The organism is Streptomyces sp. NPDC021224 (assembly GCF_044332905.1).
In the GTDB taxonomy this organism is placed as follows: Bacteria; Actinomycetota; Actinomycetes; order Streptomycetales; family Streptomycetaceae; genus Actinacidiphila.
This window is the reverse complement of record NZ_JBIRPW010000016.1, coordinates 130,274-146,313: the sequence shown is the minus strand read 5'-3', so window position 1 is coordinate 146,313 and position 16,040 is coordinate 130,274. Positions and strand designations below refer to the sequence as shown.

At 75.3% G+C, this 16,040-nt stretch carries 12 protein-coding genes, 2 tRNA genes and 1 riboswitch; of the genes, 5 read left to right on the top strand and 9 right to left on the bottom strand.

Features of this window, described 5'->3' with window-relative positions; all coding sequences use genetic code 11:
- Window positions 1-24 precede the first annotated feature (24 nt).
- From ACH4PY_RS30105 to ACH4PY_RS30075, 7 genes are all read right to left on the bottom strand, one after another.
- Window positions 25-1,272, bottom strand: a complete 1,248-nt coding sequence (locus ACH4PY_RS30105; protein WP_398189853.1) for a ribonuclease inhibitor — start codon at window positions 1,270-1,272, stop codon at window positions 25-27.
- On the bottom strand, window positions 1,266-2,651 hold the full coding sequence (locus tag ACH4PY_RS30100; protein ID WP_398189850.1) for an SDR family NAD(P)-dependent oxidoreductase: 1,386 nt from the start codon (window positions 2,649-2,651) through the stop codon (window positions 1,266-1,268). Before ACH4PY_RS30100 ends, ACH4PY_RS30105 begins: the two co-directional genes overlap by 7 nt.
- A gap of 33 nt (window positions 2,652-2,684) precedes the next feature.
- Window positions 2,685-2,756: transfer RNA gene (locus tag ACH4PY_RS30095), tRNA-Ala, on the bottom strand.
- Between the two features lie 13 nt (window positions 2,757-2,769).
- Window positions 2,770-2,844: transfer RNA gene (locus ACH4PY_RS30090), tRNA-Ser, on the bottom strand.
- A gap of 81 nt (window positions 2,845-2,925) precedes the next feature.
- Window positions 2,926-3,924, bottom strand: a complete 999-nt coding sequence (gap, locus tag ACH4PY_RS30085; protein WP_398189847.1) for a type I glyceraldehyde-3-phosphate dehydrogenase — start codon at window positions 3,922-3,924, stop codon at window positions 2,926-2,928.
- A 129-nt stretch (window positions 3,925-4,053) separates the two neighbouring features.
- Window positions 4,054-5,010 (bottom strand): GlxA family transcriptional regulator, encoded by a 957-nt coding sequence (locus ACH4PY_RS30080; RefSeq protein WP_398189844.1) that lies wholly within the window; start codon window positions 5,008-5,010, stop codon window positions 4,054-4,056.
- A 93-nt stretch (window positions 5,011-5,103) separates the two neighbouring features.
- Window positions 5,104-6,342, bottom strand: coding sequence for a hydrolase (locus ACH4PY_RS30075; protein ID WP_398189841.1), 1,239 nt, complete (start codon window positions 6,340-6,342; stop codon window positions 5,104-5,106).
- Window positions 6,343-6,537: 195 nt separating this feature from the next.
- Here ACH4PY_RS30075 and ACH4PY_RS30070 point away from each other — a divergent pair, with 195 nt between their 5' ends.
- From ACH4PY_RS30070 to ACH4PY_RS30055, 4 genes are all read left to right on the top strand, one after another.
- Window positions 6,538-7,524: an NAD-dependent epimerase/dehydratase family protein gene (locus ACH4PY_RS30070; RefSeq protein WP_398189838.1), complete on the top strand. Its 987-nt coding sequence runs from the start codon at window positions 6,538-6,540 to the stop codon at window positions 7,522-7,524.
- A gap of 144 nt (window positions 7,525-7,668) precedes the next feature.
- Window positions 7,669-8,049, top strand: a complete 381-nt coding sequence (locus ACH4PY_RS30065) for an MmcQ/YjbR family DNA-binding protein (protein WP_398189835.1) — start codon at window positions 7,669-7,671, stop codon at window positions 8,047-8,049.
- A gap of 171 nt (window positions 8,050-8,220) precedes the next feature.
- Window positions 8,221-9,048, top strand: a complete 828-nt coding sequence (locus tag ACH4PY_RS30060; RefSeq protein WP_398189979.1) for an alpha/beta fold hydrolase — start codon at window positions 8,221-8,223, stop codon at window positions 9,046-9,048.
- Window positions 9,049-9,122: 74 nt separating this feature from the next.
- Complete coding sequence (locus tag ACH4PY_RS30055) at window positions 9,123-10,370, top strand: NAD(P)/FAD-dependent oxidoreductase (RefSeq protein ID WP_398189832.1); 1,248 nt, start codon at window positions 9,123-9,125, stop codon at window positions 10,368-10,370.
- Window positions 10,371-10,380: 10 nt separating this feature from the next.
- On the opposite strand, the gene ACH4PY_RS30050 is transcribed toward ACH4PY_RS30055, so the two are convergent.
- Complete coding sequence (locus ACH4PY_RS30050) at window positions 10,381-10,794, bottom strand: hypothetical protein (RefSeq protein ID WP_398189829.1); 414 nt, start codon at window positions 10,792-10,794, stop codon at window positions 10,381-10,383.
- Between the two features lie 90 nt (window positions 10,795-10,884).
- A riboswitch (cobalamin riboswitch) is annotated at window positions 10,885-11,106 on the top strand.
- Window positions 11,107-11,274: 168 nt separating this feature from the next.
- Between ACH4PY_RS30050 and metE the strand changes: the two genes are divergently transcribed.
- Window positions 11,275-13,590 carry a 5-methyltetrahydropteroyltriglutamate--homocysteine S-methyltransferase gene (metE, locus tag ACH4PY_RS30045; RefSeq protein ID WP_398189826.1) on the top strand — a complete coding sequence of 772 codons (2,316 nt, stop codon included), beginning with the start codon at window positions 11,275-11,277 and terminating at the stop codon, window positions 13,588-13,590.
- Between the two features lie 90 nt (window positions 13,591-13,680).
- Here the strand turns inward: metE and yicI are convergent, their stop codons facing one another.
- On the bottom strand, window positions 13,681-15,984 hold the full coding sequence (yicI, locus tag ACH4PY_RS30040; protein WP_398189823.1) for an alpha-xylosidase: 2,304 nt from the start codon (window positions 15,982-15,984) through the stop codon (window positions 13,681-13,683).
- Window positions 15,985-16,040 lie beyond the last annotated feature (56 nt).

Below are 16,040 nucleotides of genomic sequence, written 5' to 3'. Positions count from 1 at the left end.
GGTCCGCGGCAGGTCAGCGGCAGGTCAGCCCGGCGTGGGCGGCGCGGTGCGGTGGACGCTGCGGACGGCCGCGACGTCGGGCGGTGTGGCGGGCATCGGCACATGGGCGCTGAGCGCGTCGAGGCGGCGGCGCACGCTGGTGGCGACGCCCTTGCCGAGGACGAAGCGGGTCGCGCTCGCCGCCGCCGGGGCCGCGTCGAGCAGCCGGTGCGCCTCCCGGCTGCGCATGCCGGTGTGGGAGAGCACGAGATAGGTCAGCCGGTGCGGGGCGGCGGCCAGGGCCCGCCCGATGGCGGTGGCGGCCTCGGTGTCGACGCGGTTGTCGGGGGCGCCGAGGGTGCCCGCGGCCCTGACCCGGCCGAAGTCGAGCAGTTCCACACCGGCCGCGGCGGCGGCCATGGCCAGCCGGGCGGTGGCGCGCGGCCCGATGCCGTTGCTGGCGACCGACAGCCGGGTCAGTCGCCCGTGGGGAGCGCGTTCGAGCGTCTCCGCCAGCAGCAGGGCGCCTTTGTCGCCGAGCCCGCACGCGGACGCGTACAGCTCGCCGAGCGCCCCGGCCGCGACCAGGGCGGCCAGCGGCGCGGCCCCGGGGGCGCCCAGCGGATTGCCGCCGACGTAGAGCCGCTCGATGCGGCGGCCGCCCGCGGCCGCGGTGAGCAGCGCCTCGGCCAGCACCACCGCGCCCGGCGCGTCCAGGCCGGTCTGGACGAGGTCGAGGGTGCGCAGCGCGGCCGCCGCGGCGACGAGTTCGGCGGCCGCCTGCCCGCCGCCGGTGCCCAGCGGGTTGCGTTTGAGCCACACGCCGGTGACGACGTGCTGCGAGGCCCGGACGCTGTCGGCGATCCGGCAGGCCCCGGCGGCGGTGATGCCGTTGCAGCCGAGGTAGAGCGTCTCCACGGAACTGCCCGCGGTGCGCTCGGCGATGTCCGCCGCCCCCTCGTCGCCGAGCCCGTCGGTGCCGAGCAGCAGGTGCCGCACGCCGCCCGCCGCCGTTCCCGCCGTCCCGGCCGCGTCCGCCGTGGGCCGCAGCGCCTCCGCGACGAGCCGGGCGCCTTCGGGCCCGAGGGCCTGTTTGCACAGGTCGAGCCGCCCGTCGGGCAGCGCGGTCCCGGCGGGGAAGTCGAGCCGTCCGTCGGCCGGGCCGCCGGTGCGCAGCCAGGCCAGCAGCGGCGCGAGGTCCCGTACGGAACGCGGGAGCACGGGCGGCACCCCGGCGTACTCCCCCGCGCCCGGGAACGCCCCGCCCGCGTCCTCCTGGCCCGGCGTCACCATTCCGCCTCCCGGTAGTCCTTGAGGAAGACCCCCGACACCGGGTCCCCGGCCTCCCCGCGCACGATCGGGTCGTAGACGCGGGCGGCGCCGTCCACGACGTCCAGCGGGGTGCGGAAGCCGTGGGCGGCGATCCGTGACTTCTTCGGCGCCGGGTTCTCGTCGGTGATCCACCCGGTGTCGACGCTGCACATGTGGACGCCCCGGGCGGCGAGTTCGGGCCCGCTGGTGCGGGTGAGCATGTTGAGGGCGGCCTTGGCCATGTTGGTGTGCGGGTGGCCGGAGGTCTTGTTGCGCACCGCGAACCGGCCCTCGACGGCGGTGACGTTGACGATGTAGCGACGCGGGCGCGGCGAGGCGAGCAGCAGCGGCAGCAGCCGGTCGGCGAGCAGGGCGGGGGCGAGGGCGTTGACGAGCTGCGTCTCCAGCAGTTCCGCCGGGTCGAGGTCGCCGATCCTGGCCGACCAGGAGTTCGCGGGTGCGAGGTCGGGCAGCAGCCCAGCCTCGTCCGTCAGGGCGCCCGCCCCGCCCTGCGGCGCGAGGCCGAGCACCGCCCGGACACCGGCCGTGCCCTGCGTGCGCGCGCCCGGCAAGGCGGACATCGGGCGGTACCCGGGGGCGTACAGCACCCCGGCGGGCGGCGGCCCGCTCTCCCCGGCGGCGAGCGCCGCGTACGACTCCGGCGGGCGGCGCACGGTCTGGGCGGCGTTGTTGACCAGGATGTCCAGCGGTTCGCCGGCCGCCGTCAGGTCCGCGCACAGCCCGATGACCTGGCGCGGGTCGCGCAGGTCGACGGCGACGACGGTGAGCCGGTCGAGCCAGTGCCCGCTTCCCTCGGCGGCCCGGAAGCGGCGCAGCGTGTCGTGCGGGAAGCGGCTGGTGACCAGGACGTCGGCGCCGTCCCTGAGCATCATCAGCGCGAGCTGGAAGCCGATCTTCACCCGGCCGCCGGTGAGCAGCACCCGCCGGCCGCGCAGGTCGGTGCCGAGGGAGCGGCGCGCGGTGTTGTCGGCGGCGCAGTGCGGGCACAGCGCGTGGTAGAAGGAATCGGCCTGCCGGTAGGCCGACTTGCAGACGTAGCAGCGCCGCGGCCGCGGGTAGTCGCCGGGCCCGCCGGTGCCGGGGGCGGGCAGTGCGAGCGGCGCGTCCTCGCGCCGCTCCCGGGCCCCGGTCGCGGTGGCCCCCACGACGGCGGCCTCGCTGTCGGCCCGCTCCTGTACGCGGACCCGCTTGCGCTGCCGGCGGCCGTCGCGCACGAAGGACGCGGCGACCTGTTCGGCGCGCAGCCGTACCGGGTCGTCGGCGGCCAGCGCGCGCAGCCGGCCGACCGTGCGGTGGAAGGCCGCCAGCTCGTCGTCCGGGACGTGTCCCTCCCCCGTCACGCCCCGCTCCCCTCGTCCGAGACCGTGGGACCGTGACCCCGACCGGATTCGAACCGGCGTATCCGTCCTGCCAAGACGGCGCGCCTGCCTCTGCGCTACGGGGTCCCGCCCGCTTGCCTGCCCGGCGGCCGGATTCGAACCGGCGTCCTCCCCTGAGCAAGGGGATGCGCCTGCCTCTGCGCTACGACCGGGCATTGCCGATCATCGTACGGTCCGCCCGGCGGGTCCGGCGAGCGGGTCCGGACCGGGGTCCGGACCCGCGGCGGCCCGGCGGTCAGCCGGCGGCGAGGAGCTCCAGCGTGTCCACGACGCGGTGGGAGAAGCCCCACTCGTTGTCGTACCAGGCGACCACCTTGACGTGCCGCCCGTCGACCCGGGTGAGGGCCGAGTCGAAGATCGACGACGCCGGGTTGCCCACGATGTCGGACGACACCAGCGGGTCGTCGGCGTATTCGAGGATCCCGGCGAGCGGGCCGTCGGCGGCCGCCCGGTAGGCGGCCAGCACCTCGTCGCGGGTCACGTCGCGCGCCACCGTGGTGTTCAGCTCCACGATCGAGCCGACCGGAACGGGCACCCGGATCGAGTCGCCCGAGAGCTTGCCGTCCAGACGCGGCAGCACGAGGCCGATCGCCTTGGCGGCGCCCGTGGTGGTGGGCACGATGTTGACGGCGGCGGCGCGGGCCCGGCGGGGGTCGCGGTGCGGGCCGTCCTGGAGGTTCTGCTCCTGGGTGTAGGCGTGCACGGTGGTCATGAAGCCGTGCTCGATGCCCGCCAGTTCGTCGAGGACGGCGGCGAGCGGCGCCAGCGCGTTGGTCGTGCAGGAGGCGTTCGAGACGATCGTGTGCGCGGCCGGGTCGTAGACCTCGGTGTTGACGCCGTACGCGACCGTGGCGTCGGCCCCGTCGGAGGGGGCGCTGACGAGGACCTTGCCGGCTCCGGCGTCCAGGTGGGCGCGGGCGGCCTTCGCCGAGGTGAAGCGGCCGGTCGACTCCAGCACGACGTCGACGGCCAGCTCCGCCCACGGCAGTTGCGCGGGGTCGCGTTCGGCGAGCACCCGGATGCGGCGGCCGTCGACGACGAGGGTGTCGCCCTCCGCCGTGACCGGGCGGCCGAGCCGTCCCGCGGTGGAGTCGTAGGCCAGCAGTCGGGCGAGGGCGACCGGCTCGGTGAGGTCGTTGACGGCGACGACCTCCAGGTCGCTCCCGCGCTCCAGCAGGGCGCGCAGCACGTTGCGGCCGATGCGGCCGAATCCGTTGATGGCGATGCGAGTCATGAGTGTGGTGTCCCTTCGTCCCTTCGGTGCACCACCAGACTCGCGCGGCAGCTCCGGGCATGGCCGTGGCCCGAGCGCCATGGTTCGCAAGGATCGCGCCAGGGGTGTTCCGGGCCGCGGACGGGCCCGCTACTCCCCCCGGGCGAAGGTCCGCCGGTATTCGGTGGGGGTGGTGCCGAGGATGCGCTGGAAGTGCAGCCGCAGGTTCGCGCCGGTGCCGAGCCCGACGTCGTTGGCGATCTGCTCGACGCCGCGCTTGGAGCGTTCCAGCAGCTCACGGGCCAGGTCGATACGGGCACGCATCACCCACTGCATCGGGGTGTAGCCGGTGTCCTCGGCGAAGCGCCGGGAGAAGGTGCGCGGGGAGACCGCCGCGTGCCGGGCCAGGGCCTCCAGGGTGAGCGGCTCGCCGAGCCGGTGCAGAGCCCACTCGCGGGTCGCCGCGAAGCGCTCGCCGAGCGGCTCGGGCACACTGCGCGGCACGTACTGCGCCTGGCCGCCGCTGCGGTAGGGGGCGGCGACCAGCCGCCGGGCCGCGTGGTTGGAGGCGGCGATGCCGAGGTCGCCGCGCAGGACGTGCAGGCACAGGTCGATGCCGGAGGCGGCGCCGGCCGAGGTGAGCACGCTGCCCTCGTCGACGAACAGCACGTTCTCGTCGACCCGGACGAGCGGGTGCCGGCGCGCGAGGGCGCGCGTGTAGTGCCAGTGCGTCGTGGCCCGGCGGCCGTCCAGCAGCCCGGTGGCGGCGAGCGCGAACGCCCCCGTCGAGATGGCGGCCAGCCGCGCACCCCTGTCGTGCGCGGCGACCAGCGCCGCGACGACCTCGCGGGGCGGGTCCTCGCGGTCGGGGAAGCGGTAGCCGGGCACGAAGACGGTGTCGGCCCAGGCGAGCGCGTCGAGGCCGTGCGCGACGTGGTAGGCCAGCCCGTCGCCGCCGGTCACCAGCCCCGGGGCCGCGCCGCACACCCGTACCTCGTACGGCATGCTCTCCCGGGTCGTGAACACCTGCGCGGGGATGCCGACATCGAGCGGCTTCGCCCCCTCCAGGACCAGCACGGCGACACGGCGCAGGCGCGAGGAGGGCACGTCACCAGGGTACGGGCCCGCGGGCGGCGTGCCGGACGCGCGGCGGCGCCCGGCGGGTCGGGAACGCGGGCCCTCAGGAGACCTCAGGAGGCCTCAGGAGAAAAAGCGGACCTCCGGGTGGGACGGTGACGGGCCGTCGAGCAGCCCGTGGTCGTCGCGGCCGCGCAGCCAGCGGTCGAAGAAGGCGGCCAGGTACGCGCGCTGGGCACGGACCGCGCGGTACGGAGCGAGCGTGCCGAGGTTCGCGGTGACGGCGCTCGCGGGCAGGTGTAGGCGGCGGGCGATCTGCGGCAGCAGCGTCTCGGCGTCGGTGAGGGCCGCGTGCCCGGTGCCGGCCAGGCTGATCCCGCGGTGCCAGCCGCGGCTGCCGCGCCACAGCGCGTCCCAGGAGGGCACCGTGGCACGGGTGTTGCCGTCCTTGCCGACGAGCAGGAAGGGGCGGTCGAGCCCGTTCGCGGCCACCGGCGAGAGGTGGCCGTGGTCGGGGTCGTCCTGGACGTACGCGGTCACGCCGTCGAGGTTCGCGCCTGCCGCGATGCGCGGGTCGTCGTACATGGCCTGCAACGCGGTGAAGCCGCCTCCCGAGTGCCCGAACATCCCGGTCCGCCCGAAGTCCGGCACCCCGCGCAGCGCCCGCGGCAGCGCGCCGGGCAGCAGGTCCAGCACCGACCGCACATCGGCGACGCGTACCTCCACGACCTTGCGCAGCAGCGCCGCGACACGTTCCGGGTCCACGTGCGCGGGGTCGGGCACGGCGCGGGCGAACTCGGCGGGCAGCACGGTGCGTTCGACCCGGCCGCCGGGGAATTCGACGGCCGCCGCGTCGTAGGTGTGGTCGACGGCCAGCACGGCGTAGCCGCGGGAGGCCAGGTCGTCGCACAGAGTGCTGTTCAGCGAGCGGGGGTCGCCCGCGCCGGGCGAGTAGAGCACCAGCGGGAAGCGGCCCGGGAGCGCGGGCGCCCCGGTGCGGGCGTACGTGCGGGTGGCGGCCCAGTCCACCTGGGCGGCCGGCACCCCGGCGTAACCGGCGAGCGCGGCGAACCCGGCCGCCTCCCCCGGCAGCATCTGCGGCGCCCCGTACCCGCCGCCCGCGCCCCGTGCCGGATAGCGCAGGCTCACCATCAGCTCGCGCCGCCGCCCGGGGACCCACGGGTCGGCCCGCGCCGCGTCCACCAGCCGCAGCGCGACCGTCCCGACGGCGTACGGCCCGCCCGGCGCGGGCAGCAGCAGCCGCCCCGTCCGCTTCGGCGCGCAGGCCACGGCGGGCAGCGAGAAGACGGTGGACAGGGCCGCGGCGGCGGCCCCCACGACGGCGGTACGGCGTGTCAGCACGGTGGCTCCCGGAAGCGAGACGGACCCGATATCCCTCATCCTGACCACCCCGCGCCCGCGCCCCCATCCGGCAGACCCGCCGGTCGCCCGGGGGAGAACCCGAAGGCCGTAGGGCCCCGTGCCCTACGCCCTGCGCGAATCCGCCGACGGCGAACCGGCCTGGGCGGGCGGCGGGCGCGGTGCTTGGGTGAGGGGATGGAGATCTTGGTGCTGGGCGGAACGGCGTGGCTCGGGCGCGAGCTGTCGCGGCAGGCGGTGGAGCGGGGGCACGCGGTGACGTGCCTGGCCCGCGGGGAGAGCGGGGAGGTCGCCGGGGGCGCCCGGCTGGTGGCGGCCGACCGGCGGGAGGCGGCCGCGTACGGTCCGCTGCTCGACCGGGAGTGGGACGCGGTCGTCGAGGTGTCCTGGCAGCCCGGCTTCGTGCGCGAGGCGCTCGAAGCGCTCAGCGGCCGGGCCCGGCACTGGACGTACGTCTCCTCCGTGAGCGCCTACGCCTCGCACGCCGTGCCGGGCGCCGACGAGTCCACCCCGCTGCTGGCCCCGACCGAGCGGGACGAGGTGGACAGCGCGCTCTACGGCGAGGCGAAGTCCGCCTGTGAGCGGGCGTCGGCGGCCGCGGTGGGCGACCGGCTGCTGATCGCCCGCGCCGGGCTCATCGGCGGCCCCGGCGACCGCAGCGGCCGCTCCGGCTACTGGGTGGCGCGCGCCGCCCGCGACCCGCGGGGCGCGATGCTGGTGCCCGACACGCCGGACCGGCCGACCCAGGTGGTCGACGTGCGGGATCTCGCCGCGTGGCTGCTCGACGCCGCGCAGGCCCGTACCACCGGCACCTTCGACGCGGTCGGGCCGGTCGTCCCGTTCGGCGAGTGGCTGGAGCTGTCGCGCACCGTCGGCGGGCACACCGGGCCGGTGGCCGCCGCCGGTTCGCCGTGGCTGCTGGCGAACGGCGTGGCCGAGTACATGGGGCCCGAGTCGCTGCCGATGTGGGTGGCCGAGCCGGGCTGGGAGGGGTGGTCGGCCCGCACCGGGGCCGCGGCGCGGGCCGCCGGGCTGCACCACCGTCCGCGCGCGCACCTGCTCGCCGACACGCTGGACTGGGAGCGCGCGGAGGGGCTCGACCGGCCGCGCCGCGCGGGCCTGAGCGCGGAGCGCGAGCGCGAGCTGCTGGCGGCGCTGGGCTGAGGGCGCGGGAGGGGGCGGGGCCGCGGGCGGGAACCGGCGGCCGCAGGCCCCCGGCACCGGCGGCGACCACTGTACGGGCACGCGGAGCTACCCTCCGCGCACCCGGCGCGGCCGGTGTCGGTGCCGCACGGCACACTGGCCCCCATGACACCGGACGCGCTCAAAGCCTTCTGCCTGGGACTGAACGGGGCCGCGGAGACCTTCCCCTTCACCCTGGAGACCTCGGTCTTCAAGGTCGGCGACAAGATCTTCGCGATCACCGCCCTCGACACCGAGCCGCTGAGCGTGAGTCTGAAGTGCGATCCGGAGGTGGCGCTGCAACTGCGCGCGGCCCACGCGGAGATCACCGGCGGCTGGCATCTGAACAAGCGTCACTGGAACACGGTGCGCCTGGACGGGGCGCTGCCCGACGGCCTGGTCCGCGAGATGATCGAGGACTCCTACGACCTGATCGTGTCCAAGCTCCCCCGCTCCCAGCAGCTGCGGCTGGACTGGCCCGGGGTGCGCGGGCCCGGCGGGCGCTGAAGGGGTGCCCGCCGGACCCTGTCCACCGCTCGCGTTGCGGGAGCGGCGGACAGGCGGAGCATGGGAAGGGCGGCGACCGGCGGCGAGGAGGGGCGGGGCGCGCCCGGCCCGCGAGGCGCCCGTGACGCACGCGGCGCGCGGGGGTACGTGAGCAAGCGAGAGGACGTCTTCATGCCCTACGTGACGACACGTGACGGGGTCGAGATCTTCTACAAGGACTGGGGCAAGGGCCGGCCCGTCGTCTTCATCCACGGCTGGCCGCTGAGCGGCGACGCGTGGCAGGACCAGCTCAAGGCGGTGGCCGACGCGGGCTTCCGCGGCATCGCCCACGACCGGCGCGGCCACGGGCGCTCCACCCCGGTGTTCGACGGCTACGACTTCGACACCTTCGCGGACGACCTGGACGACCTGATCACCTCCCTGGACCTGCGCGACGTCACGCTCGTGGCACACTCCATGGGCGGTGGCGAGCTGGCCCGCTACATCGGGCGGCACGGCACCGGGCGGGTCCGCTCCGCGGTCCTGCTCTCGGCCATCCCGCCGCTGATGCTCCAGGGGCCCGACAACCCCGAGGGCGTGCCGCAGAAGGTCTTCGACGAGATCAAGGCCGGCATCATCGAGGAGCGCTCGCAGTTCTGGAAGGACACCTCGGAGGGGTTCTTCAGCGCGAACCGCGAGGGCAACAAGGTCACCCAGGGCAACCGCGACGCCTTCTGGCTGATGGCGATGGACGAGACGATCGAGGGCGGTGTGGCCTGCGTCGACGCCTTCGCGTCGACCGACTTCCACGCGGACCTCGCGAAGTTCGACGTCCCGACGCTCGTCGTGCACGGCGACGACGACCAGGTCGTGCCCTTCGCGGCGACCGGCGCCAAGACGGCGAAGCTCGTCAAGGACGCCGAGCTGAAGGTCTACGAGGGCGGCTCGCACGGCATCGCCCTGGTGCCCGGCGACAAGGAGCGCTTCAACAAGGACCTGCTGGAGTTCCTGGCGAAGTGACCCCTCCCGTCCCCCGGCGCCGCGGTCCGCCCGCGCCGCCGGGGGACGGCCCGGTCCGGCGGACGGAGAGCGCGGTGACGGCGAAGGCAGCGGTGGACGTGGTGGTGGTCGGCGCCGGGCTCGCGGGGCTGGCGTGCGCGCAGGACCTGGTGGCCGCGGGGCTGCGGGTGCGGGTGCTGGAGGCGTCGGACGGCGTCGGCGGCCGGATGCGCACCGACGTGCGGGACGGCTTCCGCCTCGACCGCGGCTTCCAGGTGGTCAACCCGTCCTACCCGCAGCTGCGCCGTCGGCTGCGGGTGGGCGAGCTGGACCCGCGGCCGTTCGGCCCCGGCTTCCTGGTGCACACCCCGCGCGGCACGCTGCGCTTCGCCGATCCGACCCGCGCCCCGCGGCAGGCCGCCGACCTGCTGCCGGGCCGGCTCGGCTCGCTGCGGGACGTGTCCGCGCTGGTGATGCTGTGCGCGCGCGATCTGCTCACCCCGCCGCGGATGCTCCGGCGGGCGCCGGACCGTACGACCAGGACCGCGCTCGCCGACGCCGCGATCGGCGAGGAGATGGTGGAACGTCTGCTGCGGCCGTTCCTGTCGGGCGTGTTCCTGGAGGACGACCTTGAGACCTCCAGCCGCTACTTCCACCTGGTGTGGCGCTCGATGATGCGCGGGAGGCTGTGCCTGCCCGCGCGCGGCGTCGCCGCCGTGCCCGAGCAGCTCGCCGCGGACCTGCCCGACGGCACGGTGGAGCTGGGCGTCCCGGTGGAGCGGCTGACCGGTACGGGGGTGCTGACCGCCTACGGCAGCGAGCAGTCGGCCCGCACGGTGGTCGTCGCGACCGGGCCGGGGGCCGCGGCGGAGCTGCTGCCGGGACTCGCCGTGCCGCCGGTGCGCGCGGTCACCACGTACTACCACGCCGTCCCGCGGCCGCCGCTGGCCGAACCCACGCTGGTCGTGGACAGTGCGCGGCGGGTGCTCAACACGGTGGTGATCAGCGAGGTCGCGCCGTCGTACGCGCCGCGCGGGCGGGCGCTGGTGGCCACCTCGGTGCTGGGCGCGGACGCCCCCGAGGAGCGGGAGGCGCGGGTGCGCGGCGTGCTTGCCGAGCTGTACGGGACGGACACCGGCGGCTGGGAGCCGGTGGCCGTCTACCCGGTGCCGGAGGCGCTGCCGGCGATGCCGCCGCCCTGGCCGCTCTCCCGGAGCACGCGCCACTCCCCCGGTGTGCACGTCTGCGGCGACCACCGCGCCACCGGCTCCGTGCAGGGCGCCCTCGCCTCCGGTGCCCGTGCCGCCCGCGAGATCCTCGCCGACCGCGCGGCCGGTGGGTAGCGGCGTCCGGTCACCGGCGCCGACGGCCGTACCGGGTGTGGTGCCGCTCGTGGAAGGCGCGGGTGAGCAGGGCGTGGATGTGGTGGCCCAGTTCGTCGGGCCCGGTCAGCGGGTGCGGAAAGGGCAGCCGGGCGGTGATCCGTACCTGGGCGCGGACCCGGTCGCGTACCGGAACGGGCGCGAGGTCCGTCCACTCCAGCACCGCGGGGATGCCGACCGCCGGGCCGCGGGAGGCCTCGGCGGCGGCGCCGCTGTCCACGGGGACGGTCAGCAGCAGGGTCCCGCCGTCGAGGTCGGCGTCCACCCCGGTCAGGAAGTCCTCGTGCGCGCCGTTGGCCGTGACGGCGGCGGAGCCCGCGGCCGTCAGGATGCTGCGTACGCGCTCCGCGGCGGAGGGCTCGCACCGGTCGGCGGTCCTGGTCACACGTCCTCCTCGTTATTTAGGTAAGCCTAACCTTAATATGACATCGCTCCGGGTTGTGGACAACGGCAGCCGGAAGTTGTCCGGCGTTCTAGGCTGGGAGGTGCAACTGGTTCGCCCTGCCCGCCAGGCAGGCGCGTCGCAAGAGGGAACCCGGTGGGAATCCGGGACTGCCCCGCAGCGGTGAGTGGGAACGACCGCCGTCATACGCACTGGGTCCGGGCCGCGGACCTGGGAAGCGACGGCCAGTAGGACAACTGCCTCCCGGCAGAGTGCCCGCGAGTCCGAAGACCTGCCCGTTGCCCGTACGCGACCGATCGCGTACGGACATCCCGGTGACCTCGAGGGCGGGTCGGCGACAGACAAACGGCGGGCGGACGTACCCCTTTCGGGGGGAACTCCGGGACCGCCCGGCTGCGCCACCCTTCACGCCCCCGTCCCGTCGCCGGGATCTCAGGGATCCATCTCGTGAAGGAGATCTCCGTGACAACCAAGCCCGCAGCCGCGGCAGCACGGGCCACCGTGTACGGCTACCCCCGCCAGGGTGCCGACCGGGAACTGAAGAAGGCCGTCGAGGGCTACTGGAAGGGCCGCGTCAGCGCCGAGACGCTCGGCGGTACCGCGGCGGAACTGCGCCGGGCGAACTGGCGGCAGCTGTCCGAGGCCGGCGTCGACGAGGTGCCCACCGGCGACTTCTCGCTCTACGACCACGTCCTCGACACCAGCGTCATGGTCGGCGCGATCCCCGCGCGGCACCGCTCCGCGGTCGACGCCGACCCGCTCGACGGCTACTTCGCCATGGCCCGCGGCACGCAGGACGTCGCGCCGCTGGAGATGACGAAGTGGTTCGACACGAACTACCACTACCTGGTGCCCGAACTCGGGCCCGACACCGTCTTCACCGCCGACCCGGCCAAGCAGCTCGCCGAGTTCGGCGAGGCGCTGGCCCTGGGCCTGACCCCGCGGCCGGTGCTCGTCGGCCCCGTCACCTACCTGCTGCTGGCCAAGCCGGCGCCCGGCGCGCCCGCGGACTTCGAGCCGCTGAGCCTGCTGGACCGGCTGCTGCCCGTCTACGCCACCGTGCTCGCCGACCTGCGCGCGGCGGGCGCCGCATGGGTCCAGCTCGACGAGCCCGCCCTCGTCCAGGACCGGGACGCCGCCGAACTGGACGCCGCCGCCCGCGCCTACCGCGCGCTGGGCTCCCTCACCGACCGCCCCCAGCTGCTGGTCGCCTCCTACTTCGACCGGCTCGGCGACGCCCTGCCGGTGCTGGCCGAGGCCCCCGTCGAGGGCCTGGCCCTGGACTTCACCGGCCCGGCAGCCACCAACCTGGACGGCCTCGCGGCCGTCGGCGGCCTGCCCGGCAAGCGCCTGGTCGCGGGCGTCGTGGACGGCCGCAACATCTGGACCTGCGACCTGCGCAAGGCGCTCGCCACCCTCGGCACCCTGCTGGGCCTGGCCGACCGGGTCGACGTGGCCGCGTCCTGCTCGCTGCTGCACGTGCCGCTCGACGCCGCCGCCGAGGCCGACCTCGACCCGCGGGTGCTGCCCTGGCTCGCCTTCGCCCGGCAGAAGACCGCCGAGATCGCCACCCTCGCCGCGGGCCTGTCGCACGGCACGGACGCCGTCGCCGCCGAACTGGCCGCCAACCGCGCCGCGCTCGACTCGCGCGCGCGGTCCCCGCTCACCCGCGACCCGGCCGTCCGGGCGCGGGCCGCGGCCGTCACCGAGGCCGACACCCGGCGGACCCAGCCGTACGACGAGCGCACCGCCGCCCAGCGGGCCCGGCTGCGGCTGCCGCTGCTGCCCACCACGACCATCGGCTCCTTCCCGCAGACCGGCGACCTGCGCGCCGCCCGCGCCGACCTGCGCGGCAAGCGGATCGACACCGCCGGGTACGAGGAGCGGATGCGCGACGCGGTCCGCGAGGTCATCACCTTCCAGGAGAAGACCGGCCTGGACGTCCTGGTGCACGGCGAGCCCGAGCGCAACGACATGGTGCAGTACTTCGCCGAGCAGCTCACCGGCTACCTGGCCACCCGGCACGGCTGGGTCCAGTCCTACGGCACCCGCTACGTGCGGCCGCCGATCCTCGCCGGTGACATCTCCCGCCCCGAGCCCATGACCGTCCGCTGGACGTCCTACGCCCAGTCGCTCACCGACCGGCCGGTCAAGGGCATGCTCACCGGCCCCGTCACGATGCTCGCCTGGTCCTTCGTGCGCGACGACCAGCCGCTCGCCGACACCGCCCGGCAGGTGGCCCTGGCCCTGCGCGACGAGGTCGCCGACCTGGAGGCCGCGGGCACCGCCGTCATCCAGGTGGACGAGCCCGCGCTGCGCGAGACGCTGCCGCTGCGGTCCGCCGACCGCCCGGCGTACCTGGCCTGGGCCACCGAGGCCTTCCGGCTCACCACCGCCGGGGTGCGCGCGGACACCCAGGTCCACACGCACATGTGCTACGCGGAGTTCGGGGACATCGTCCAGGCCATCGACGACCTCGACGCGGACGTCATCAGCCTGGAGGCGGCCCGCTCCCACATGCAGGTGGCCCGGGAGCTGGCCGCGCACGGGTACCCGCGCGAGGCCGGACCGGGTGTCTACGACATCCACTCGCCGCGCGTCCCCGGCGCCGACGAGGCCGCCCGGCTGCTGCGCACCGGGCTCAGGGCCATCCCCGCCGAGCGCCTGTGGGTCAACCCGGACTGCGGTCTGAAGACCCGCGGCTGGCCCGAGACCCGCGCGTCGCTGGAGAACCTGGTGGCCGCCGCCCGCACGGTCCGCGCCGAGCTGGACGGCTGACCCCGGCCCCGCGGTGCCCGGCCCGTGCGGCCCGGGCACCGCGGGGTGCACGTCGAAGCGCTTCACCGGGCGGTGCCCGGCGCGGGTCCCTCAGCCGAGCGGCGCCGCCAGCCGCGCCGTCCCGGCCGCGCACCGGTGCAGCGTGCCGAGCGCGTGCGGCTCGCCGTGCCCGGGGGTCGAGGCGCCGGCCAGCAGCACGTTCCAGGGCAGGGCGCTGCCGGTCTCCACGACGATCCCGTCCCCGTCGCGGGTGACGGTGAAGGCGACCGGGGCCGAGCCGTCGGGCGCGGGCACCCGCGTCACGGTGGTGGCGCCGTCCGCCGGGGCGTATACCCGCAGCGTCACCCCGTCCGCCCAGTCGGACACCGGCCCGTCCGAGGAGGCCCCGAAGGGGATCACCGCGCCGGGCCGGGCGAGCAGCGGCAGGGTGTCGACCGGGTGGGTCTCGCGCCGCCAGCCAGGACCCTCGATCCGCTCGCCGGTCAGCACGCTGGTCCAACTGCCCGCGGGGACGTAGTACTCCACCGTGCCGTCCGCGCTGAAGACCGGGGCGACCAGCAGGTCGTCGCCCAGCATGTACTGCCGGTCCAGGGTGGCGCAGGCCGGGTCGGCGGGGAATTCCAGCACCATCGCCCGCATCACCGGGGTGCCCGCGTCCCGGGCCTGCCCGGCGGCGCGGTAGAGGTACGGCATGAGCTGGTGCTTGAGGCGGGTGAACGCGGCGGTGACCGGCACGGCCTGCTCGCCGTACTCCCACGGCACCCGGTAGGACCGGCTCCCGTGCAGCCGGCTGTGCGAGGACAGCAGGCCGAACTGCACCCAGCGGGCGAACAGTTCGGGGGTCGGGGTGCCCTCGAAGCCGCCGATGTCGTGGCTCCAGAAGCCGAAGCCGCACAGGCCCAGCGACAGCCCGCCACGCAGCGACTCGGCCATCGCCTCGAAGGTCGACTCGCAGTCGCCGCCCCAGTGCACGGGCATCTGCTGGCCGCCGGTGGTCGCCGAGCGGGCGAAGAGCACCGCCTCGTCCTCGCCGCGCTCCTCGCGCAGCAGGTCGAAGACCGTCTCGTTGTAGAGCTGGGTGTAGTAGTTGTGCATCCGCTGCGGGTCGGAGCCGTCGGACCACACGACGTCCACCGGAATCCGCTCGCCGAAGTCGGTCTTGAAGCAGTCCACGCCCTGGTCCAGCAGGACACGCAGCTTGTCGGCGTACCAGGCGCGGGCGTCGGGGTTGGTGAAGTCCACCAGGGCCATCCCGGCCTGCCACTGGTCCCACTGCCACACGCTGCCGTCCGCCCGCCGGAGCAGGTAGCCGTGCGCGGCGCCCTCGGCGAACAGCGGGGACTTCTGCGCGATGTAGGGGTTGATCCACACGCAGATCCGCAGGCCCCGCTCCTTCAGCCGGGCCAGCATGCCCTCGGGATCGGGGAAGACCGCGGGGTCCCAGGTGAAGTCGCACCACTGGTAGGGGCGCATCCAGAAGCAGTCGAAGTGGAAGACGCTCAGCGGGATCCCGGCGTCCTCCATGCCCTGGACGAAGCCGGTGACCGTGTCCTCGTCGTAGTCGGTGGTGAAGGACGTGGACAGCCACAGGCCGAAGGACCAGGCGGGCGGCAGCGCGGGGCGGCCGGTCAGCGCGGTGTAGCGGGCGAGGATCTCCTTCGGGCCGGGGCCGTGGACGACGTAGAACTCCACGGACTGGTCCTCGACGCTGAACTGGGCCCGCCCGGCGAACTCCGAGCCGATCTCGTACGACACCTTGCCGGGGTGGTTGACGAAGACACCGTAGCCGCGGTTGGTGAGGTAGAAGGGGACGTTCTTGTAGGCCTGCTCGCTGCTGGTGCCGCCGTCCTCCTGCCAGATGTCGACGCTCTGGCCGTTCCTGGTGAACGCGGTGAAGCGTTCGCCGAGGCCGTAGACGTACTCGCCGACGCCCAGCGCCGCCCGGCCGACCATGTGGTGGCGGCCCTCGGCGTCGGTCACGAAGCCGAGGCTCTTCTCGCCGAACGAGGTGAGCGGGGTGCCCCCGGCGCTGAAGCCGAGGTGCCAGGGCTGCTCGGTGTCGATCCGCAGCGTCAGCTCGCCCGAGGTCAGCTCGACCACGGAGTCCTTGCGCACCGCGCTCCCCCACCGCCCCTCGCCGGGCAGCGCGAACTGCGGGAGCCCGCGCACCGCGCCGGCGTGGTGGGTGGACCGCACACCGATCACGCCCTCGGCCGGGGACCAGCACTCCACCGTGAGCAGCGGGCTGTTGAGGGTGTCGCCGCGGTGGCCGACCGCGCGGACCGCCGCGGACAGCGTGACGCGGTCCTCGGTGACGCTCGCGTCGGCGACCTCGGCCGCGAAGCGGGCGGTGACTCCCGGCCGCAGCAGCCAGTAGCCGTCGGTGAACTTCATGGAGGTCTCCTGCTCTGTCGCTGTGTCGCCGTATCGCTGTGTCGATCCGCGGCCCG

Bases quoted from the DNA above. Each gene is read 5' to 3' on its own strand.
- gap (WP_398189847.1), bottom strand. From the start codon at position 3,924: ATGACTCGCATCGCCATCAACGGATTCGGCCGCATCGGCCGCAACGTG.
- ACH4PY_RS30070 (WP_398189838.1), top strand. From the start codon at position 6,538: ATGGAGATCTTGGTGCTGGGCGGAACGGCGTGGCTCGGGCGCGAGCTG.
- ACH4PY_RS30065 (WP_398189835.1), top strand. From the start codon at position 7,669: ATGACACCGGACGCGCTCAAAGCCTTCTGCCTGGGACTGAACGGGGCC.
- ACH4PY_RS30105 (WP_398189853.1), bottom strand. From the start codon at position 1,272: ATGGTGACGCCGGGCCAGGAGGACGCGGGCGGGGCGTTCCCGGGCGCG.
- yicI (WP_398189823.1), bottom strand. From the start codon at position 15,984: ATGAAGTTCACCGACGGCTACTGGCTGCTGCGGCCGGGAGTCACCGCC.
- ACH4PY_RS30060 (WP_398189979.1), top strand. From the start codon at position 8,221: ATGCCCTACGTGACGACACGTGACGGGGTCGAGATCTTCTACAAGGAC.